General features: G+C 39.8%; 17 protein-coding genes. 9 read left to right on the plus strand and 8 right to left on the minus strand.

Going from position 1 to position 21,485, the window contains the following annotated elements; all coding sequences use genetic code 11:
* Nucleotides 1-34: 34 nt before the first annotated feature.
* A complete protein-coding gene (locus tag BMW38_RS08285) occupies nucleotides 35-3,376 on the minus strand; it encodes an Rne/Rng family ribonuclease (RefSeq protein WP_092707207.1) in 3,342 nt (1,113 codons plus the stop codon).
* A gap of 721 nt (nucleotides 3,377-4,097) precedes the next feature.
* Between BMW38_RS08285 and BMW38_RS08295 the strand changes: the two genes are divergently transcribed.
* The 4 genes from BMW38_RS08295 to BMW38_RS08310 all read left to right on the plus strand — a co-directional run bounded on the left by BMW38_RS08295 (nucleotide 4,098) and on the right by BMW38_RS08310 (nucleotide 7,119).
* Entirely contained in the window at nucleotides 4,098-5,030 is a 933-nt protein-coding gene (locus tag BMW38_RS08295) for an RluA family pseudouridine synthase (RefSeq protein ID WP_003654686.1), read from the plus strand.
* Nucleotides 5,027-5,701 (plus strand): HAD-IA family hydrolase, encoded by a 675-nt coding sequence (locus BMW38_RS08300; RefSeq protein ID WP_092707209.1) that lies wholly within the window; start codon nucleotides 5,027-5,029, stop codon nucleotides 5,699-5,701. The genes BMW38_RS08295 and BMW38_RS08300 overlap by 4 nt, the downstream gene beginning before the upstream one ends.
* Nucleotides 5,702-5,771: 70 nt before the next feature.
* Nucleotides 5,772-6,464 (plus strand): helix-turn-helix transcriptional regulator, encoded by a 693-nt coding sequence (locus BMW38_RS08305; RefSeq protein ID WP_092707211.1) that lies wholly within the window; start codon nucleotides 5,772-5,774, stop codon nucleotides 6,462-6,464.
* A gap of 49 nt (nucleotides 6,465-6,513) precedes the next feature.
* Nucleotides 6,514-7,119, plus strand: a complete 606-nt coding sequence (locus BMW38_RS08310) for a glutathione S-transferase family protein (protein WP_092707213.1) — start codon at nucleotides 6,514-6,516, stop codon at nucleotides 7,117-7,119.
* Between the two features lie 57 nt (nucleotides 7,120-7,176).
* Here the strand turns inward: BMW38_RS08310 and BMW38_RS08315 are convergent, their stop codons facing one another.
* The gene (locus tag BMW38_RS08315) at nucleotides 7,177-7,854 is read right to left on the minus strand and encodes a DUF1345 domain-containing protein (protein ID WP_092707215.1); all 678 of its coding nucleotides are present in this window, start codon (nucleotides 7,852-7,854) and stop codon (nucleotides 7,177-7,179) included.
* A gap of 266 nt (nucleotides 7,855-8,120) precedes the next feature.
* A complete protein-coding gene (gene hcaR, locus BMW38_RS08320; protein WP_092707217.1) occupies nucleotides 8,121-9,026 on the minus strand; it encodes a DNA-binding transcriptional regulator HcaR in 906 nt (301 codons plus the stop codon).
* Between the two features lie 656 nt (nucleotides 9,027-9,682).
* Here hcaR and BMW38_RS08325 point away from each other — a divergent pair.
* Nucleotides 9,683-10,735: an MBL fold metallo-hydrolase gene (locus tag BMW38_RS08325; RefSeq protein WP_092707219.1), complete on the plus strand. Its 1,053-nt coding sequence runs from the start codon at nucleotides 9,683-9,685 to the stop codon at nucleotides 10,733-10,735.
* A gap of 74 nt (nucleotides 10,736-10,809) precedes the next feature.
* Here the strand turns inward: BMW38_RS08325 and katG are convergent, their stop codons facing one another.
* The 3 genes from katG to BMW38_RS08340 all read right to left on the minus strand — a co-directional run bounded on the left by katG (nucleotide 10,810) and on the right by BMW38_RS08340 (nucleotide 16,361).
* Entirely contained in the window at nucleotides 10,810-12,966 is a 2,157-nt protein-coding gene (gene katG, locus BMW38_RS08330) for a catalase/peroxidase HPI (RefSeq protein WP_092707221.1), read from the minus strand.
* 529 nt (nucleotides 12,967-13,495) lie between these two features.
* A complete protein-coding gene (gene ptsP / locus BMW38_RS08335) occupies nucleotides 13,496-15,790 on the minus strand; it encodes a phosphoenolpyruvate--protein phosphotransferase (protein WP_092707223.1) in 2,295 nt (764 codons plus the stop codon).
* Nucleotides 15,791-15,875: 85 nt separating this feature from the next.
* The gene (locus BMW38_RS08340) at nucleotides 15,876-16,361 is read right to left on the minus strand and encodes an RNA pyrophosphohydrolase (RefSeq protein WP_003654696.1); all 486 of its coding nucleotides are present in this window, start codon (nucleotides 16,359-16,361) and stop codon (nucleotides 15,876-15,878) included.
* A 182-nt stretch (nucleotides 16,362-16,543) separates the two neighbouring features.
* Here BMW38_RS08340 and BMW38_RS08345 point away from each other — a divergent pair, with 182 nt between their 5' ends.
* The 4 genes from BMW38_RS08345 to BMW38_RS08360 all read left to right on the plus strand — a co-directional run bounded on the left by BMW38_RS08345 (nucleotide 16,544) and on the right by BMW38_RS08360 (nucleotide 20,010).
* Entirely contained in the window at nucleotides 16,544-17,194 is a 651-nt protein-coding gene (locus BMW38_RS08345) for an HAD family hydrolase (protein WP_045126237.1), read from the plus strand.
* Between the two features lie 198 nt (nucleotides 17,195-17,392).
* Nucleotides 17,393-18,832, plus strand: coding sequence for a DUF2252 domain-containing protein (locus BMW38_RS08350; protein ID WP_092707225.1), 1,440 nt, complete (start codon nucleotides 17,393-17,395; stop codon nucleotides 18,830-18,832).
* Nucleotides 18,833-18,886: 54 nt separating this feature from the next.
* Nucleotides 18,887-19,630 carry a sporulation protein gene (locus tag BMW38_RS08355; protein WP_092707227.1) on the plus strand — a complete coding sequence of 248 codons (744 nt, stop codon included), beginning with the start codon at nucleotides 18,887-18,889 and terminating at the stop codon, nucleotides 19,628-19,630.
* A 128-nt stretch (nucleotides 19,631-19,758) separates the two neighbouring features.
* Nucleotides 19,759-20,010, plus strand: a complete 252-nt coding sequence (locus tag BMW38_RS08360; RefSeq protein ID WP_092707229.1) for a hypothetical protein — start codon at nucleotides 19,759-19,761, stop codon at nucleotides 20,008-20,010.
* 8 nt (nucleotides 20,011-20,018) lie between these two features.
* Here the strand turns inward: BMW38_RS08360 and BMW38_RS08365 are convergent, their stop codons facing one another.
* Both BMW38_RS08365 and BMW38_RS08370 read right to left on the minus strand, forming a co-directional pair.
* Entirely contained in the window at nucleotides 20,019-20,879 is an 861-nt protein-coding gene (locus BMW38_RS08365) for a LysR family transcriptional regulator (protein WP_004640979.1), read from the minus strand.
* A gap of 115 nt (nucleotides 20,880-20,994) precedes the next feature.
* Complete coding sequence (locus BMW38_RS08370) at nucleotides 20,995-21,249, minus strand: DUF2061 domain-containing protein (protein WP_003654707.1); 255 nt, start codon at nucleotides 21,247-21,249, stop codon at nucleotides 20,995-20,997.
* Nucleotides 21,250-21,485 lie beyond the last annotated feature (236 nt).

Raw genomic sequence — 21,485 nt, forward strand, 5'->3', positions numbered from 1 at the left:
GTTTGTTTAAATTAGCTGCAATTGAGCAAATGATTTACTCAGCTACAGGATTTGCTTTCTTTGGTGGACGACCACGAGGACGACGAGGAGGGCGATTTGGTTTGTCCAGATCTGCCTTAGAATCTTCTGATTCAACCTCTGCATTAGCTTCTACTGGTGCTACAGCTTGTTCAGTGGCTGCTTTGGCTTTTGCTCTCGGTTGTTTCACGGCCGGAGCTTCAACCACAGTTGTCGCTGGTGCTTCTTCTGCATTTGTTTCACTTTGCGCTACTTCAGCCACCTGATCAAGCTCAAGCGGTTGTTGTTTTGACTCAACAGGTGCTTGCGTTTCAGCTACAGGAGCAACAACAGTTTCTTCAACAACCGGAGCTACAGGAGCAGCTTCTTCTGGTGCAGAGTGTTGTTGTTTAACTTGCTCAAAAGCTTGTTCAGCAGCAAGTTTTGCTAAACGACGACGCTCACGTGGATCATTAGCAACACGTGGTGTCGACTCTTTTTGTGGCGTCAATGCAAGTACAGGCGCAGGCTCTGCTTCTTGTGATGGTTTGTTGCTTGGAAGCTCTGCATCACGAGTAACAGGCTTCTTGTCTTCAGCATCAGACGCGACTTCTGTTACTAGAGTACTTGCGTACTGTTCTGCAAATTTTAGCAATGCACGATTAAACGTTGGAACTAAACCAAACTGTTCAATCAATACTGTGCAGTCTTCACCATAAACATGACGAATCAAGCTACCAATTGTGTATTGCGCCAAAGTTGGAATTTGCGATGGGGCAATAGACGGTACCGCAGCTTTAGCACGTTTTGCGTTGCGTTGTTCACGGCGGCGCATGCGAGGATCATTACTCGCACGTTGAATTTGCGGTTGATTCTTGTTGTGTGCTGGAGGAGCAGTAGTTTCTTCTGCTTCAGCAGTTACCGTCTCTTCTACAACAGCAACAGGTGCTGGAGCCGACTCTTGAACGACTTCAACAACAGGTGCTGTTTCAGTACGTTTAACAGGCTGCTCAGGAGTTAAAGCGATAATTTCGCTTTGTGCCTGATCAACATTGATCACTAAGGCTGTATTCATGACTTCATGCTTTGGAGCATCAATCAAATCAACCTTAATTTGTTTCTCATCAACAACTACTGGTGCCGGCGCATTTTGATTTTCATTTAATACGCTTGGATCGCGGTGGCGATTTGGACGGTTCGGACGTTGTTGATTGTTACGGTCACGACGCGGCACGACATTTTCAGTTTGTTGTCCATCATTTTGATGTTGTGGATGTGGCTGATCAGGGTGCGGACGTTTTTGTTGACGTTTTAACTCACGTTGTTCTTGACGTGATAACTGTACAACTTCTTCATGAACCTGTTGTGGTTGCTGCTGTTGTTGTGGCTCTTGAGTATGGTGATGTTGTTCACGCTGCTCTTTGTGCTTACGTTTTTTGTTGTTTGGACGTTGTTGTACTTTCTCGTCTTTTTCAACATTCTCACGAACTTCCTGTTTAGCAGGAGATTGTGAAATATAAGCATTGTTAGATGGTGCAGAAACAACTTCAGCAACTGCTGGTACTACGACTTGTCCAAACTGGCCACGGCTTACAGCACCAGTATTCACCATTTGTTCAATTGTCGCAGCAGCGTTCTGTGCCGAACGAGATTGGTCAACAGTTTTAGCTTGTTTTTGAACAAAAAGGTTCTCTAACCATGCACAAGGGCTCGCTGCTTTTTGAGTACTTGGTTGAGCAGCAGAAGGTTGAGCTGGTTGATTTACTTTCTTTTGACCGGCTGTGTTGTTTGCAGCAGGAGCTGCATGAGTATGGCCATGATCTGCTTCTTCTAAATGCCATTCAGAAGATTCATAACCTAACTCTTTCTCGCTTGAACGAGTTGCTTCAGTACGTTCGTAGCTAGATGGTGCAAATCCATCTGGATTGTACTGAATTTCATAATGAGGTGTTTCTAAGTGTGGGTGAGGTAAAATAGTCACACGAACACTAGAAGTTTGTTCTAAATAAACAAGGCTATGGCGTTTTTCATTGAGTAAGAACGCTGCAATTTCAACAGGAACTTCTACTTGTACTTCACCATGACGTTCACGAAGTGCAATTTCTTCTACTTTACGCATAATTGAAAGCGAAAGTGAGCGTAAGTCACGGACCATACCTGTGCCATGACAGCGTGGGCAAACATATCCAGTTGCTTCTTCAAGTGATGGACGTAAACGTTGACGGCTCATTTCCATTAAGCCAAAACGAGATAATTGGCCAAACTGGATGCGTGCACGGTCGCTTTGTGTTGCTTCACGAAGTTTTGCTTCAACCATGCGTTGGTTGCGTTCTTTAGTCATGTCAATAAAGTCGATCACAACTAAACCGCCAATGTCACGAAGACGAAGTTGGCGAGCAATTTCTTCTGCTGCTTCTAGGTTTGTATTAAGCGCAGTTTCTTCAACGTCATGTCCACGAGTCGATTTCGCAGAGTTAATGTCGATTGAAACTAAAGCTTCGGTCTGGTCAATTACGATTGAACCACCAGAAGGAAGTTTTACTTCACGCTCGTAAGCAGTTTGAATTTGGCTTTCAATACCAAAATGAGCAAATAATGGCTCGTTTAAAGTATAAGTTTTAAGTTTGTCTAATTGACGAGGCATTACTGCTTTAACAAAGTTATAAGCTTCGTTATAGGCTTGTTCGCTATCAATTAAAATTTCTGCAACGTCATCACGTAAGTAATCGCGGATAGCACGAGTGACTACACCAGCTTCTTGGTGAACAAGCATTGGAGACGGGCCAGAACTTGCTGTGCCTTGGATTTGTGCCCAAAGGTCAAGCAAATGCTGTAAATCTAACTGTAGTTCTTCTTGAGTACGGCCAATACCTGCGGTACGCACAATAACACTCATGCCGCGAGGTAAATTTAAAGAAGCTAAAATTTCTTTTAATTCTTCACGTACAGAACCTGAAATTTGACGGCTAATACCACCGCCTTTCGGGTTGTTTGGCATAAGAACCAAATAACGTCCTGCAAGTGATATGAATGTAGAAAGGGCAGCGCCTTTGTTACCACGTTCTTCTTTTTCAACCTGAACAAGTAATTCAGTACCTTCAGTGATGAGTTCACGAATGTTTGAAGTTTGTCGCGGGTCTGCTTGGAAATAGCTGTTCGCAATTTCACGCATAGACAAGAAGCCTTGACGGCCTGCGCCATATTCAACAAACACAGCTTCTAAAGAAGGTTCTACGCGGGTTACATGGCCTTTATAGATATTGGATTTTTTCTGTTCTCGGGTACGATTTTCTAAATCAAAATCGTAAAGACGATTACCAGTGATAAGTGCAACGCGGACTTCTTCTGCGTGAGTTGCATTAATCAACATACGTTTCATGGGTGTGACACCTAATAGTGACCCACACAAACATATCGCACAAACTTAAAGGTTCTGAACGAACATCGAACATGACGGATCATTTCCCAGATCTCAAAATATTTGTGGTCTGAGTCATCTGTTACCGGCTACATTTAGCCTGAACTTCGATTCTCGTCTGTGATGTAGGCAATACTGCTTCAACCTTTAAATCGGACTTCCTTAGTGCTTCACTGGCGGGTGAGCGGTACATTGGTTAATGACTTTCACTGTCATTGAGCGCGAAGTGACTTCTTTTTAGAAGTTTGATACGGAATGTTCATCGTATCGGTGCTTTCGGCAGTTCCAATGCATCAACGCTTTAGCCTGAAGGCAACATTAAGGAGCGATTTGTCTGATGTGTATCAGTTTACGTTCCATAACCAACTAGAGTTGGTAACATATTTTTTTGAACAAACTGAATTAAACGCAACAGTTTGTCATTTTGCCGATATAATAAGCCTTCGGCGTCGGCATAATTCTTTAGGACCTATCCGAGCTGATGGTGAAAGCATCATTTTGATTGAGGTTTCAATCAGGGAAATTCCCTATTAGATGTTCACTTACGGCGGTATCCGTGCGCTGACTATATCAAACCTTGCAGCATCTGCCTATGGGCTAAGCTTAGATTTCTTGTGAAAAAACTAAGCTAAACGGTCATTTATTAATCAAATTTAGCAAAATTTCAGGTTTAAATATTAGTATGAATTCTACACAGCAATGGCAAAGTGTCACTTGGTTTGAGGTGGATGAACATCAAGCAGGACAGCGAATTGATAATTTCCTGTTCTCGCGTTTAAAAGGTGTACCTAAAAGTCGTATTTATCGTTTGATTCGTGAAAGTCAGGTTCGAGTAAATAAAAAACGTGTTAAAGCTGAGACTAAACTTGAGATTGGCGATCAGATTCGTGTTGCTCCAATTCGTTATGAACAAAAAGATGAAACAACCGCTCCTGTTAGTGACAATGTAGCACAAAGCTTATTAAGCCGTATCGTCTATGAAGATGAAGGTCTATTAGTTGTTAACAAGCCTTCAGGTATTGCTGTCCATGGTGGCAGTGGCATGGCATATGGTTTGATTGAGGCATTACGCGCAGCGACTGGCAAAAAATATTTAGAACTTATTCATCGTATTGACCGTGATACTTCAGGTCTGGTCATGATTAGTAAAAAACGTAGCACTTTAAAACTACTACAAGATATGTTGCGTGAGCACAAAATTCGTAAGACCTATGCTGCGATTGTTAAAGGTCAAGTGAGCCTAGATAAACAACTGATTGATGCGCCTTTATTGCGATATGAGTTGGCAAATGGCGAGCGTCGTGTACGTGTGACTAAAGATGGCAAACCAAGTAAAACTGAATGGGTTGTAGCAGAGCGCTTTAAAAATGCAACATTAATCCATGCGTCACCTTTGTCAGGTCGTACTCATCAGATCCGTGTGCATGGTTTAAGCATTGGACATCCGTTGATTGGTGATGATAAATATGGGCACACGACTGCGTACACTGGGCCTGAAGCACGTCGTCTATGCTTACATGCGATGCGTTTAGATATTCCGGGTTATCCACCGATTGAAGCACCGTTACCAGAAGATATGACCCAGTTATTAAAGGCTTTGAGAGTGGCAAAATGAGTCTAAAAACCGAATTAGTTATTTTTGACTGGGATGGGACTTTATATAACTCTGTTGGACAGATTGTTGCGAGCTTGCAACATGCCGCAGAGCAGCATGAATTGTCTTTAACCGATGAAGCAGCAAAAAGTATTATTGGTTTAGGCTTGCCTGAAGTCATGCAAACCTTATTCCCAGAAGCACCTGAGTTGCATGATTCCATTTTAAAAGCATATGGTGATCACTATATTGCGAACTCTACAAATGATGCATGGTTCGATGGCGTTGCTGAACTCTTACATGATTTAAAAGCTCAAGGTTTAAAACTTGCAGTCGCGACGGGTAAAAACCGTCGTGGGTTAGATCGTGTAATCGCAAAAACGCAAAGTACTCATCTTTTTGATGTGACTCGGGCAGCCAATGAAACTCGATCAAAGCCAGATCCACTCATGTTGCAAGAAATATTAACGGTCACTGGGGTGAGTGTTGAGCGTGCTGTAATGATTGGTGATAGTAGCTATGACCTTGAGATGGCTCAGCGTTTAAACATGCCACGAATTGGTGTGGGCTATGGCGTACATTCGATTGAAGTGCTACAGCAATTTAAGCCTTTAACGATTGCTAAAGATGTACCTGAACTGCACAACTTTTTAAGAGAGTATGCAAAGTTATCTACGGTAGATGTTGCATAATTTAGAATAATATAAGAAGGGGGAATTTATTCCCTCTTATTGTATGTCTAATAACAATAAGAAGAGAAAAATGAGTCGTTCTATTCGTCTATTAAATCTTTTACAACAACTTCGTGAAGCCCGTTATCCAATCACAGCACAAGTTCTCGCTGAGCGTATGGGAATTAGTGTGCGAAGTATATATCGAGATATAGATAGTTTACGTGAGCAGGGCGTAGAAATTGAAGCATCGGCAGGTATAGGTTTTCAGCTTAAAGAAGATATTGTATTACCACCAATGACGCTCAATGAAAATGAAGTCGAAGCTATTTTTTTGGCATTGTATTGGTTGAAGAGTGTGCCAGATCAATCGTTACAATCGGCATCTACATCAGTATTAGCTAAATTGAATTCTGTTTTACCTGAACATCGGCAATATTTATTACAGCAAACGACTTTAAGAGCCTTTAATACATGGCTGCCTGTGGATGAAAATCGAGTCGAACAGGTACGTTTAGCTATTCGGCAGCAAGTCAAAATTTCGATGCATTATCATGATGAGCAGCAACGAAGTAGTGTTCGAACCTTGTGGCCTTTTGCTTTGGGATACTTTAATGACAAAATTGTGTTGGCCGCGTGGTGTGAACTCAGGCAGGATTTTCGACATTTTCGACTCGATCGTATTCAACAGCTGAGTTTAAGCCAAGAATTATACCCATCATTTAAGCAACAACTATTTCAGCAGTGGTGGGCACAAGAATCGCAGACTACTGACAAAAACTGACAAAGAGGTTTTGTAGACTAGGATCCAAGATAAACAAGGAGCCATAAAAATGAGCCTTAAACTTTATACTAACAAAGAGTCGCGTGGTGTTGTGATCGACTGGCTTTTAGTCGAATTAGGTGTTGAATGTGAGCGCATTGAAGTTGCATATAAGACTGAAATGAAATCACCAGAATATCTAAAAATTAACCCTTTTGGAAAAGTGCCAGTATTGGTGGATGGCGATGTCGTTATTTATGAGCTAGGCGCAATCTGTGCTTATCTGGCTGATAAATTTTTCGACAAGGGGCTAGCTCCGGCATTAGATGATCCTAAACGTGGTTTGTACTATCGTTGGTTATTTGTGATGGCAGGTCCATGGGAAGCTGCAGGTGTTGATAAAGCCCTTGGAATAGAGGTATCGCCTGAGCAAAAAGTGTTTGTTGGCTATGGTGATTATAACGATGCTTACCAAGCTTTAGTGCAAGGCTTGAGTGAAGCAAACCCGTATGTGTGTGGCGAACAATTTACCGCGGCAGATGTAAGTGTTGGAGCAATGCTTTTATGGCAATTAAAAATGGGGGCGATTGAATCCCATCCAGCTATTACACGTTATGTTGAAGCAATTAAGCAGCGTGAAAGTTTGCAAGCGTTAGGTGCGGTTTTCTCCAGCTAAGCTTTTAAGTAAAAAGTCATCCAAACGGATGACTTTTTGTTTTTAATAAATAAGAGGTTAGTTGGTAAGAAAGCCAGCAGCAACGTTAATACAAATCGCTAGAATTGTGGTGTTAAAACCAAATGACAACACGGCGTGAAATAGGTTTAAAAGCCGCATATGTTTGGTGGTAATTGACACATCGGCAGTTTGAGCAGAGGTACCAATAATATAACTAAAGTATAAAAAGTCAGGATAAGTAGGGTGTTCTGTTCCGGGGAAATCTAAACCGCCATTTTCTTCATTTCTAGATAAAGCCAAATAGAAATCATGTGCGTAATGTAGGGCAAAAACGCTATGCATAAAAAGCCATGCAGAAACAATTGTGAGTAAAGCTAAAGCTACATGCCCTAGCTTTGCAGAACTCTCAGAAGGAAGCTGTGAGAGTTGGATTAAAATAGCAACTAAACACATGGCTAAGGCCAATAAAACAATCAGCATAATGACCCATTTGCTTTCATCTTGTTTTTTGGCTTGCTGTTGCATTTGTGAATGATCAGCACTTTTCATGAGTTGCCAAACATGTAATAAATATATGCTAACGGAAATATTCCAGCTGATTAATAAAATCGTTGACCATTGCCATGAAGTTAACCATGTCAGAATCATTGCTGTGATAAATCCCATGAATAAAGCAATAAAGAAGTGAGGGCGGTTTCGTACACTACGTCCAAGATGTTGAAATACTGCAACCATTTTCCTAATCTCCTTTTACTACATGGTAAATATATTATTTTTTATTAAATGGTGAAAATAATATCCAGTTTTATATAGGTTTTATTCCAAGATTTTCAATTATATTTAAGAGATATTTACTTTTACCAAGTCGGTAAAATAGAACAAAAACATGGGCTAAAATGTTTATAAAAAGTATAAAATAAATAAAAATAATATTTACTTATACTTTTTATAAAGGTGTTATTATTAATCATCTGCTTAAAAATAAAATATAGCTTTTCTGATTAAGTGTGAGTTAAGTTTTTATCTAGATGAAATACTTTAGTGAGTTGGTCAATGAATTTTTGGACGCCTAAAGACTGTGAGTTTTTACGGTAATTTACGAATAAATCTAGTGTTGGTAACTCGATATCGAGTGGGCGGACTACCGTATTTTTGATTCCTAAAGGCGCCACGTAGGCAGGTAAAATTGTACAACCTAATCCAGAACCAAGAGAGTTAATATTAAACAACATGCTATCTGCTTTTTGAACAATATTGAGGTCAATATTGTGAGTTTTGGCAAAGTCTAGAATAGTGTTATGTAATGTTTGTGACTGCTCGGCAGCAGGAATAATAAAATCAACGCCGTGTAAGGCATGGACAGGAATTCGGTCATATTGTGTAAGTGGATGATTTTTAGGTAGTAAAAAAATCAAGGGTTCAGTCAAAACAAATTGGCTTTGGATATCATCACTATTTGTATTTTCTCGGGTAAAGGTAATGTCCAACTCACCTTTTTTTAAAGCTTTAAGTTGTTCAGTATTGTTTAGGTTAGATAATTCAATGATGAGATCGGGGTGTTGTAATCGCAGATTAGGAAGAACGTAAGGGAAAATTTTCATTTCTGCAATGGGGACAAAACCGATACGCAACAGTTGCTGTTTAGCCTTAGAAACCTGTCTTGCCAGAGCAACTGCTTTTTCAGCTTGAGCAAGGGTGAGGCGAGCATGTTCTAAAAATACTACACCTTCTTCGGTTAACTCAACTTTACGTTTAGTGCGATTTAAAAGTCGTACACCAACATCTTCTTCTAAATCTTTAATCTGTTGGCTAAGGGAGGGCTGTGCGGTAAAAAGTTTAAGAGCGGCTTTACTAAAATTTAATTCTTCAGCAACGGTAATGAAATATCGGAGGTGGCGTAGTTCCATAAGACTAATCCAAAAAATGTCTTACTATGATTTATGTGAAGTATAAAGCATAAAGGGATATAGCGTGAAGATACTTTAGGTATTTATAAAATAAATGGAATTTTAATTTTCATTAAGGATTTAATATGGGAAGTTTGGTTTTAATAATTCATAAAATATATTAATTATTAGATGTTAAATGCATTATCTTTACTTAATCAAAGAAATATTTAAATGTTTTAAACATTAATATGATTGATTCTCATATTATGCAAAAGTGGGGAGTAATAAAATAAATTTATAAATGTACTTTTCTCAGAACTATTAATCTGAAATTGTTACTAAATATTTTCTTCTCTATATGTTGAAGACTCTTTAGGCTGAAAAAATTAGGACTAGGGTAGTGGAGTGCAGTAGTTCTATGGCTACTTTCGATAGCTTACTTATTGTTATGTTATACAAGTGCTCTTAATAAGAATGGTAATTATCGACGCATAAACCCAACACATCTATGCATTTTTTATGGCAAGCTAATTCAACTTATGTTGGTTGTGACCACAATAAAAGGGATATTTATATGATAAATAAGTGTAAGTGCCATAGCTTAATTTGTTTTAATTGTTAAGATAGAAACCTGAACACATCCATTCTGCCGATGCTAAAGCATAGAAAAGCCCATGAAAGACAAGCCGACATTAACATATCAATTGCCGACTCAGTCCTGTTGGACGCATACATGGATAAAACCTCCTTTTTATCATCCAGAGTCAGGGCGTGAATCAGATACACGTTTTTATAACCAACAACCTAAATTACCGGCTAGAGGCTCAAAAGAGCTATTACGTTGGTTAGCCACTCGTGAGTCTTATACATGGAATGTTGATATTCAAAGTGAATATGAAACCCGTATAAATACAGCTGTGGCTTTACCTCAAAATCGACCCCATGCAGATTTGGATGATTGGCAAGTTTGGTTTGTTGGGCATGCTACAGTACTCATCCAGATTGGACCTTATAACTTTATTACTGACCCAGTATGGTGTGATTACGCAAGCCCTTTACATGGGCGTGGACCACGCCGTGTATGCCCTGCGGGTTTTGCGTTAGAGCAATTACCGACTATTCATGGTGTTTTACTCAGCCATAATCATTATGACCATATGGATTTGGCTACACTCGATTGGTTGCATAAAAAATTTGCAATGCCGATTTACACAGGATTGGGGAATGGTTTTTATCTACCAAAAGAATTTCATGTGATTGAGATGGATTGGTGGCAAGAAATTCCCTATCACGAATTAAGGATAATCTATACACCTGCACAGCATGGATCGGGCCGTGGTCTACGTGACCAAAATAAAGCACTCTGGGGAGGCTTTTCGGTTGTTGCTAAAACAGGTCATTGTTTCTTTGCTGGGGACACTGGTTATGCAGGGCATTTCAAACAAATACATGCACGTTATGGGGCGCCGCGTGTTGCCTTACTTCCAATAGGTGCTTATGAGCCACGTGCCTTGATGAGCTATGTCCACATGAATCCACAAGATGCACTACATGCACACTTTGATTTACAGGCTCATCGTTCTATTGCGATTCACTATCGGACTTTTCAGTTGACTGATGAAGGTCGGGAAGATCCGGAACATGCTTTAGGACACGCGATCAAAGCTTCATCGAAGCTTGCTAATCCTTTTTACTGCATTCGTGAAGGGCATAAATTAACTGTGTAACTACTAGATAATTTTATATTTAAATTTAAAAAGCCAGTTCAAATTGAACTGGCTTTTTATTATTTTGACTTAAATTAAGCTAAGTCAAAACGGTCAAGATTCATGACTTTAGTCCATGCAGCTACAAAGTCTTGAACAAATTTTTCTTTACCATCTGCCTGAGCATAAACTTCTGCTAAGGCACGCAAGATTGAGTTTGAACCAAAGACTAAGTCATTACGTGTTGCAGTAAATTTTACTGCACCTGTTTTACGGTCTTTGCCTTCAAATACTTCGTTTGATGAATCAACAGGTGCCCACACCGTAGACATGTCGAGTAGGTTCGTGAAGAAGTCTGTGCTGAGTACACCAACTTGCTGAGTGAATACGCCGTGTTGTGAACCATCCCAGTTGGTACCTAGTACGCGTAACCCACCAACCAATGCAGTTAACTCTGGTGCAGTCAAAGTTAGTTGCTGTGCTTTATCAATTAATAATGCTTCAGTTGCTGCATTAACTCCCTCTTTTTTCCAATTTCTAAAACCATCAGCAAGGCCGAGGAGTAATTGGAAAGATTCGACATCAGTTTGACTTTGTAAAGCATCAACACGACCAGGGGCAAACGGAATGCTAATATTGAAACCTGCCGCCTGAGCAGCTTGCTCAACACCAACGTTACCTGCGAGCACAATTAAATCAGCCAATGATAATTGAGTTGATGCCTTGATTTCTTCAATTTTACTTAAAGTTGTAACCGCCTTTTGGTTTACTTCCCAATCACGTTGTGGTGATAAAGCAATGCGTGCGCCGTTTGCACCCCCGCGTTTGTCTCCACCACGGAAAGTTGACGCTGAAGCCCAACCAAGAGAAACCAACTCTCCAGCAGATAGTCCCAGCGCAACAATTTTCGCCTTAGCATCAGCAATGCTAGCAGAAGATGGTATAGCGCTGGCAGTCGGTAATGGGTCTTGCCAAATTAAATCCTCAGCAGGAATTTCTGGACCTAAATAACGTGCTTTTGGACCCATATCGCGATGAGTTAATTTAAACCATGCACGGGCAAAAGCATTAGCGAAAGCTTGTGGGTCGTTATGGAAGCGACGAGAGATCTTTTCAAACTCAGGATCAAAACGTAAGGTCAAATCTGTAGTGAGCATCGTTGGCTTACGTTTAATTGATGGGTCGAATGGATCTGGGATGATCGCTTCAGCATCTGCTGCTACCCATTGAATTGCGCCAGCAGGTGAACGTTCTTGTACCCACTCGTATTTGAATAGGTTTTCAAAGAAGTAATTGCTCCATTGTGTTGGAGTTTGCGACCAAATAACTTCTAAGCCAGAAGTGATCGCGTCTTTACCAACACCTGTGCCAAAGCTATTTGACCAGCCAAAGCCCATTTGTTCAATTGGTGCTCCTTCAGGATCAGCCTGAACATGGTCAGCAGAGCCAGCACCGTGAGTTTTACCTAAGGTATGACCGCCAGCAATCAAAGCAACAATTTCTTCATCATCCATTGCCATGTTGCCGAAAGTCGCACGAATAAATGGTGCAGCCGATTTAGGGTCACCACTGGCTTGTGGACCCTCAGGGTTCACATAAATTAGACCCATTTCAGTTGCAGCTAGATTGCTGCCTTCCAATGCTTCAGAGTTTCGATGAGCTAACCATTCTTTTTCATCGCCCCAGTTTACATCGTTGTCTGGTTCCCAAACATCTTCACGACCAGCACCAAAACCAAAGGTGCGGAAGCCAGAAGATTCAAGCGCAATGTTACCCGCAAGAATAAATAAATCTGCCCACGATATTTTTTGACCGTATTTTTGTTTAACTGGCCATAGCAAGCGGCGTGCTTTATCTAAGCTCGCATTATCAGGCCAACTATTTAATGGTGCAAAACGTTGTTGGCCGCGACCAGCGCCACCACGGCCATCGCCCATACGATATGTACCAGCAGCATGCCATGCTAAACGAATAAATAAGCCTGTATAATTTCCCCAATCGGCTGGCCACCAATCTTGGGAATCGGTTAACACATTTTTGATATCAGCTTTGAGTGCGTAGTAGTCAATTTTTTTAAATTCTTCGCGGTAATTAAAATCTTTACCAAGTGGATTAGAACGTTCTGAATGTTGATTGAGCAAGTCAACGCGTAATTGTTTTGGCCACCAATGTAAACTAGGTGTACCACCACCGACCGTTACTTCCGGTTTTGAGTTATGACCTGAAAAAGGACATTTTGATTCGTCTGACATGGCTATATTCTCTCTGGGTAATAATTATTGAGCTCTTGATAAACTAGTAGGGCTCATTTTCCTGGACTTCTGGGTTAAAAACTCATGTTTATCAAATAAAGAAATGAGTGAACAAATGGTGAGAGAAACCGTTTAAAAATTCTTTTCACTGAGATGTTAGCTCATTATTTTTTATTTAATAATGCATCAGATTCCTTTAATTGTTATTCCTCCAATTTACTGTATGAAGGTGAAAAAACAAGAGGAAAAATAAGCTGAAGGCTGTAAATAATGATGCATAGAATTACCTCTTCAATTGTTGGAACAACGTAAGATCTTTTAATAACGCTCTTTAAATATACTAGAAGTAGAAGTCTTATTTTTCAAATGGATTAAACTGTCAGTATTGATTTGAAAAACCGATTGTGTTTTTGTTTAATTTAAAAAGTAGTGTAGAACTGAGAGTGAAAAGAAATTTTTATATTCAGTGATCGTAGAAGCTATCTAAAATAAATAAAAGAGAGCATTGCTCTCCTTTATTGTTTATATATTAAACATTTACGATTCGATTTGATTTGACCATATCTGCTAAACCGTGAGTTTTAAAATAGTACTCAAGCCAGCTTTTCACAATGAGTGGATTATTCATTTTCATCACATCATCAAGTAGTTTTTGCGCGTCTGTCATAGGTACATGACAAATTGCTTTTCGTACTCGCAAAATGTTACTCGAACTCATTGAAAGGGTGTTAAAGCCCATCGCCATGAGCAAAATTGCAGATAATGGATCGCCTGCCATTTCACCACAAATACTAATAGGTTTTTTGTATTCATGACATTCTTTAACTAAACGAGTTAAAGCACGTAGAACGGATGGGTGGAAGTGCGAGTAAACGTTTGCCACATGTGGATTATTACGGTCAACTGCAAGTAAATACTGAGTTAAGTCATTTGAACCGACCGAGAAGAAATCGACAAGTTCAGCAAACTCATCAATTTGTAGTAGTACGCTTGGTACCTCAACCATAATTCCAATTTTTGGCTTGGTAATTTTAACCTGCTCTTCTTCTTGTACTGCCATCCAGTCACGCTCAAGTAAATAAAGTACTTCTTCGACTTCACTTACTGTAGTCACCATTGGCAATAAAATATGCAAATTATTTAAACCAATACTTGCTTTGAGCATTGCGCGAATTTGTGACGAAAAAATCTCGGGATGATCGAGCGTGAAACGAATACCACGCCAGCCTAATGCCGAGTTTTCTTCTTCAATACTGAAATAAGGGAGGTCTTTATCGGCACCAATATCCAGAGTTCGCATCACCACAGGTTTGTTGGCAAAGTGACTCAATTGTTGACGATAGATTGCACGTTGTTCTTCTTCACCCGGGAAACGTTCCCGTAACATGAATGGAATTTCACTTCGGTATAGACCCACACCTTGAGCACCGCGTTGTACACCGCGAACCACATCAATCATAAGGCCTGTGTTTACATAAAGTGGAACAGACACACCATCTGGAGTAATCGCTTCTCTTGTCTCATATTGTTTGAGATCTTTTGCGATCTGCTCATCTTCTTTTTGAATTTCTTTATAACGTTGGCGTAAACGGCGTGGAGGATTTACAAAAATACGGCCTTGATATGCATCCACAATCATTTCGGCATCATCGAGCGTGTTAACTGGTAGTTCAGTTACGCCAACCACAGTTGGAATTCCTAGTGCTCGAGCCACAATCACCATATGTGAATTTGCTGCGCCTTCGGATGTCACAATCGCTGCAATATTGTCTACAGGCAGTTCGACTAGTGCCGCAGTACTAATTTCTTCACCAATTAAAATACTGTCTGGACTGAGTTCACGGTGGCTAGAGTCTTCTTCTTGCAAAGAGGCTAAAATACGTCGGCCTAAATCTTTAAGATCAGAAACTCGCTCACGAAGATAGTCATCTTCCATTTGTGCAAATAGGGCAGTGTGCTTTTCAATTACACGGCGTACTGCACCTTGTGCCCAATGCCCGTCACGAATGAGTTCTTTAATTTCTGCCGGCAATGCATTTTCATCTAGCATTCTTAAGAAAACACTAAATAAAGCGCGTTCTTCTGCCATTAATGAATCATGCATTTTTTCATCTAAAGAACGAATCTCTGAACGAACTGATGAAATGGCTTGATCTAAAAGTCGAAGTTCATGACTAATATCTTCTGCTTCACGGTCAGGTACTGAAGCTAAATCTGCAGGTGGATATAAAATAATAGCGCGACCTAAAGCAACACCGCCTGCACCTGAAGCACCTTGAAAGGTTTTATAGGCAGGTCCATTGCTTGGTTTACGAAATACGTCAATATTTCCAACTGCGTGAGCGTGGGCAATAACACCGGAAAGCTGGGCACACAAAGTAACTAAAAATGACTCGGCTGCTTCGCTAAAATCTTGAGGAAGTTTGTTTTGTACAACCAAAACACCCATAACCTTACGGCGATACATGACAGGTACGCCAAGGAAGGAGTTATAAATTTCTTCGCCAGTTTCAGGTAAATACAAGAAACGCTCATGTTTTGGGGCATTGTCAAGGTTAACTATTTCTTCACGTTGCCCGACCAGACCCACCAAGCCTTCACCGAGTTGCAGTGAAACATGTCCCACAGATTCTGGATTTAAGCCCTTTGAAGCCATCAAAACATAGCGCTGATTTCGTTCATCGAGTAAATAAATAGAGCAAACATCCACTTTCATGGCCTCAGCAACCTGATTGACCATGGTGTCTAATGATTCATGCAAACTGACGGACGCATTAACTTCTTGGACAATGCGCCGTAGAGTGTCGAGTTGCATGTTTGACATGGATGTATACTCCAGTATTTTTTTAGACTATGAATGTATTTATAACAGCACTTTCAATAAAAATCATTTGCTAGATAAATGATTTTTAGGGTAATTGTTGCATTGGCAACTGTGTACACAACTCCACCATGGCTTTGCGATAAACATCACGCTTGAAGTTCACCACTTGTCCAAGAGGATACCAATAGCTAACCCACTGCCATTCATCGAATTCGGGTGGGTCAGAGAGGTCTAACTGAATATTTCTTGCATGCGCAGTCAATTTCAGTAAAAACCATTTTTGTTTCTGTCCGATACATACGGGGTCAGAGTCTGACCGAATGTACCTATGTGGCAAACGATAACGCAGCCATCCTTTGGTTTGCGCAATAATCTGGACATGTTCGGGCAATAAGCCGATTTCTTCTCTCAGTTCTCGAAAAAGTGCCTGTTCAGGGGTTTCTCCAAACTGAATGCCTCCTTGTGGAAACTGCCAAGCATTGTGACCAATGCGCTTTGCCCATAAAACCTGTCCATCATCGTTTGCCAAAATGATCCCGACATTCGGTCGGAAACCTTCTGAATCGATCATTTGGCTACCTAAATATTGTCTATATCGTTGACTTTAATCGCGGGGACAAACACTTTTTTATGTCCAGCTCGAAAAGATCAAAGTAAAATGTTTAAATTGCTACGATCTTAACGAATTTCTATCGACTAGCGGAGATAGATTTACATTTTTTTTCTTAAATTTCAGTTTAAACGAGAATTTTCATGAAACTGGCGTTGTTTGATTTAGACCATACCTTGTTAAATACGGATTCAGACCACTCATGGGGTGAATTTTTAGTCAATGAAGGTTTGGTTGATCCGGTTCATCATCGTCAGATGAATGATAAATTTTATGAAGATTACAAAGCAGGGCAACTTGACCCATATGCTTATAATGAATTTGTCTTTGGATTTTTAACAAAGCACGACAATAACTACTTAACTGAGCTTCACCAATTGTTCATGCAAAAAGTGATTCGCCCACAAATGCGTCCAAAAGGTTTTGATGCAATCAAAAAGCATCAAGATTTAGGTCATACAATTGTGGGTATTACGGCAACAAGTGATTTTATTACTGCGCCTATTTTCCGTGAATTTGGTATTACCGAAATTTTGGCAACCAATGCTGAAGTTGCGGATGGGAAATATACGGGTAAAGTTGCGGGCTTGGCGTGTTATCAAAAAGGTAAACTTGCGCGTCTCGACGACTGGTTGGCTGGACGCAGCGTATCTGAATCTTGGGCATATTCAGACTCAATCAACGATCGCTTTTTGCTTGAATATGCGACCCATGCGATTGCTGTAAATCCTGATGATCGCCTTGAAAAGCTGGCTCAAGAAAATAGCTGGGAAATTCAAGACTGGTCGATTTAAGATTGGGGAGTTGGTAGAGTAGCTTGCAAAGCTTTGAGGTCTTCCAACTCCTAATTCATTATATTTAAAATCATTTTTTGAATGTTTTTTATAAATTTTGTTCTATAAAGTAGATATAAATATGCCCAATAAAAAATAAATTTTATCTTGGTAAAGGTTTAAGAATATAAAAAATTCTAATTTAAAAATGAGGGAATAATGCCAAAAACGCCACAAATTAAATTACCCAAACAACTTTGGAATGATGAAAGTATTGATTTAACACGTCATAGCTATCAGGGGAAATTACTTAATAAAAGCGAAGGCTTCAAATTAGGTAAGGCTCAACGTAAAAAAGTTCCGAGAGAACAGCTGTCAGAGCTTTCTGAGCGACCAAAAGGTATAACTGCTTTAACAATCTATGATTGGAGTAATCAAGGGCGTTTAGAGCAGCTCAAACCGATTCGTGCAAAACGAATGAGCGTTTCACCGTTTACATTTTATCGTGGTATGCCTTCTTTGATGCTGTTTGATCAAGCTTGGGAGCAGGTGAACTCAGGTTTATTTCAACAGATTTGTGGCGATTGTCATTTAAGTAATTTTGGTGGGTTTGCTAGTCCAGAGCGTAATCTATTGTTTGGAATCAATGATTTTGATGAAACTTTGGTTGCCCCATTTGAATGGGATTTAAAGCGTTTAGCAACCAGTTTTGTGATTGCTGCTCGTGATATTGATCTTGCGGATAAAGTGGGTTTAAAAGCAATTAAAACGATGTTGAATAGTTATCGTCAGCACTTATTAGAAAATGCGAACCTTTCGCCTCTACAGGTTTGGTATGAAAAAGTTGATGCTAGTACCTTATTAGAAAACACTGAATGCCGAAAACTGAGAAAGAAACGCGCGAAGCATCTTGATTCAGCGCAGAAGAGAAATGCATATTCTGTTTTACCGAAGCTCACACAGCAAGATCAAGATACAGGATTTCGCCATTTTGTGGATGATGCGCCGTTATTATGGCATCCAAAGGCAGATGAACCGTTCAGTAAGGATGTTGATGCCTTCTTTCAGCAATATCGTGATTCTTTGAAATATGATCGCCAAGTACTTTTTGATCGTTATCAACGAACCGATGTGGCTTTAAAAGTGGTGGGAGTCGGAAGTGTTGGTACACGATCTGCGATTGCATTATTTCAGGACGCAGATCGGGAACCGTTAATTTTACAAATGAAAGAAGCGAATCCATCGATTCTAAGTCCGTTATTTGTAGAAAAAGTAAAACATGAAGGCGAGCGCGTGATACACGGCCAGCAACTTATGCAAGCCGCCAGTGACATCTTCCTTGGATTTTCTTCGATATCCAATCAACATTTTCATGTACGTCAGTTACGTGATATGAAAATCTCGGTTGATCTTAGTGATATGGATGATGAGTATTTCTATGAGTATGCTGAAAGTTGTGGTTTGGCTTTAGCTCATGCCCATGCTAAGTCTGGAAATGCTGATGTACTTATGGGATATCTTGGAGAGGGCAATACGATCGTAGAAGTATTGCAAACGTATGCAGAAGAGTATGCAGAGCGCAATCTAAATGACTATCAGCAATTTATGAATGAAGTTGCAGAAGGTAAGATTCAGCTCGCTGGAGATGATGCGCTTTAAGAATAAGTGTGCTGCTACAGATGACATCAAATAATTCGAAAGGTTAGAGAAAAAATGTTTAATAAAATTATGTCTGGTTTGGGCCTTCAAGGTGTAACGGTAGAAACCGTTTTACACAATCCAAACTTGCAAGCAGGCGAGACACTGCATGGGGAAATTAGCTTCAAGGGGGGATCATCTGATAAAGAGATTAATGGTCTTTATTTGAAGTTGATGACAATGGCAGAAGTTGAATCTGGTGACCATGAGTTTAATCAACCTTTGGTCTTACAAGAGTGGTTAGTAAATTCTCGTTTTTTATTGCCAGCACATCAAGCTCATTCTTTCCCTTTCAGTACTCAATTACCATTTGAGACACCGATTACCGAAGTCGCTTGTCGACGAAATGGTACACGTGTTTGGATTCAAACTCATATGGATGTTGATTGGGGATTAGATGCAACTGATCGTGATTATCTAAAGATGCTGCCAACTCCCGCTATGCAAATGTTTTTACAGGCCATGCAGCGATGTAGCTTTATTTTATCAACAGTTGATGTAGAAAAAGGTCAACTTACTGCGCGAAATTTTAGATCAACAATTGGTTGTTACCAAGAACTTGAATTTGTCTCTTCACATATGTTTAGTGGGTTTAATGAGGTAGAAGTCTCTTTCATTGCTGAACCTAATCAAACGCATGTTATGCTTGAAGTTGACCGTCATTTTCGATCAGATCAACTATTAACGATGACCATTCCACATCATATGCTTGATGAAAACCAAATGGTGCAACAAATTCGAAGCCTATTGCAGCTTTGATAAATTAAATTATGCGCATCAAATGAGAGTTTTTTATCAACTTGAAAAGAGCCTTATATTTAAATCGCTTTTGCTGTATTGAGAGTAAGGGCGATTTAAATCGGTCCTGATGATGTGTGGAGGATATGATGGATAATCAGAATGAGGCCGAAAAAAAGAAGACTCGTAAAGGTAATCTTCTTGAAGAATTTGGTGGGCAACTGATTGACGGTTTCATCACACTCATTGGTGAGCTCTTCATTTACATTATTTTTTTATTATTTTCAGGTACTTTACTCGGTATTATCTTTGCTGCTATTTTCTTTGGTTGGGGCATCCTATTTTTACTATTACCTTTTGCTGTTCTGGTTTATATCCTTTTTAAAAAATATAGTCGCTAATAATTCAACTACTCTTGCATCATTTTAATCAGTTCTTGCATAGCTCTAGATTGAGTGCGCGCAGGATGCCATACCATGCCTAATTGACGATTCATTTTTACATCTAAATCAAGCTGCTGCATATCCTGATTCAACAGAGTTTTTGGTAAAACTGACCAACCTAAACCAATAGACACCAGCATACGAATAGACTCAAGCGGGTTATTGCTCATGGTGATTTTGGGTTTAAGCCCTTGTTTTTCAAACTCGGCTAAAGTGATTTGAGCAGTGTAAGTTTGTGCAGCGGGTAACAAGCTCGGATATTCAATTAAATCTTGTAAGGTCAGATTCTTTTTTTGTGCCAGTGGATGAAAAGGGGCAGCAACAAAAACTAAAGGATCATTCCAGATGGTAATGTAGTTAAGGCGCTCATCACCTGAAGGGGGAAGTGTTAAAAATGCTAACTCTAAATCACCAGCAAGCACTTTTTCATGCGCTTGCTCTGAGTCAACAAAATGCACATCTAAAGTGACTTGCGGAAATTGCTGAACAAAGTGTTTAAGGGGCGCGGGTAAATGATGCAAGCCAATATGATGACTCGTTCCAATTTTTAAACGACCTTGTACCTGATTTTGCTCATGGCTTAGGGTGTGATGGATGTCTCCAAGCTCATTTAGCCAGTTTTTAACTTTTGGTAATAATGAATGTGCAGCATGAGTTGCTTGAACGCCTCGGCCTGCGGACTCAAATAGTTTGACACCAAAATATTCTTCTAAGCTGTGAATCCGTTTGGTTACAGCAGGTTGAGTAATAAATAATTGATCTGCTGCCACAGAGATAGACCCTGTTTCCATAACTTTTACAAAAGCTTCAAAGGCTGCAAGATTCATAATACAACTCAACTTGGAATAGAAAAATCGAGGGGCTAAAGTTGCCAAGCCAAAATCGTATCATGCTTGCAGCAAAACGAGTTAGAAAGTTATGAATTACCGCACTAATCTTAGCCTAAGCCGTTGTCTCTTTCTCAGCTAAGGCTGAAATGCGGCGGTCTTTAGCTGCCCATACTTTTTCATGAAAGAAAAAAGCAAATGCTTGTACGGTTGGCTCAAGCATACTTAAGGTTAAAGCCATCCAGATATTACCTGTTACAAAGTATGCAACTATCATCGCTACACTAATATGCATAATGTAATAGCTGAAGGTTTTCTTTAAGGTACGTTGATTATTTACAACGAATTTTTGAATATTAGCCATAATCATTCTCTTTAGCCACTTTAGATATTTTTAGTATAGAGATGAGAGTATAAGATTAAAAATTGATTATGCAAATGATAATCATTAACAAAAACGATTTATTAAATTTGATGTGTATAGAAGGGATTATGATTGATTCCAAAAAGTTTTCTAATTTATAAAAATGATAAATTAGATTTATGTGAAACTCTGGCTATAATCGAAGAAAGATTAGAATTACCCAGTCCAATGGAGCAAGACGA

This window comes from Acinetobacter sp. yr461, from assembly GCF_900110445.1.
Lineage (GTDB): Bacteria > Pseudomonadota > Gammaproteobacteria > Pseudomonadales > Moraxellaceae > Acinetobacter > Acinetobacter calcoaceticus.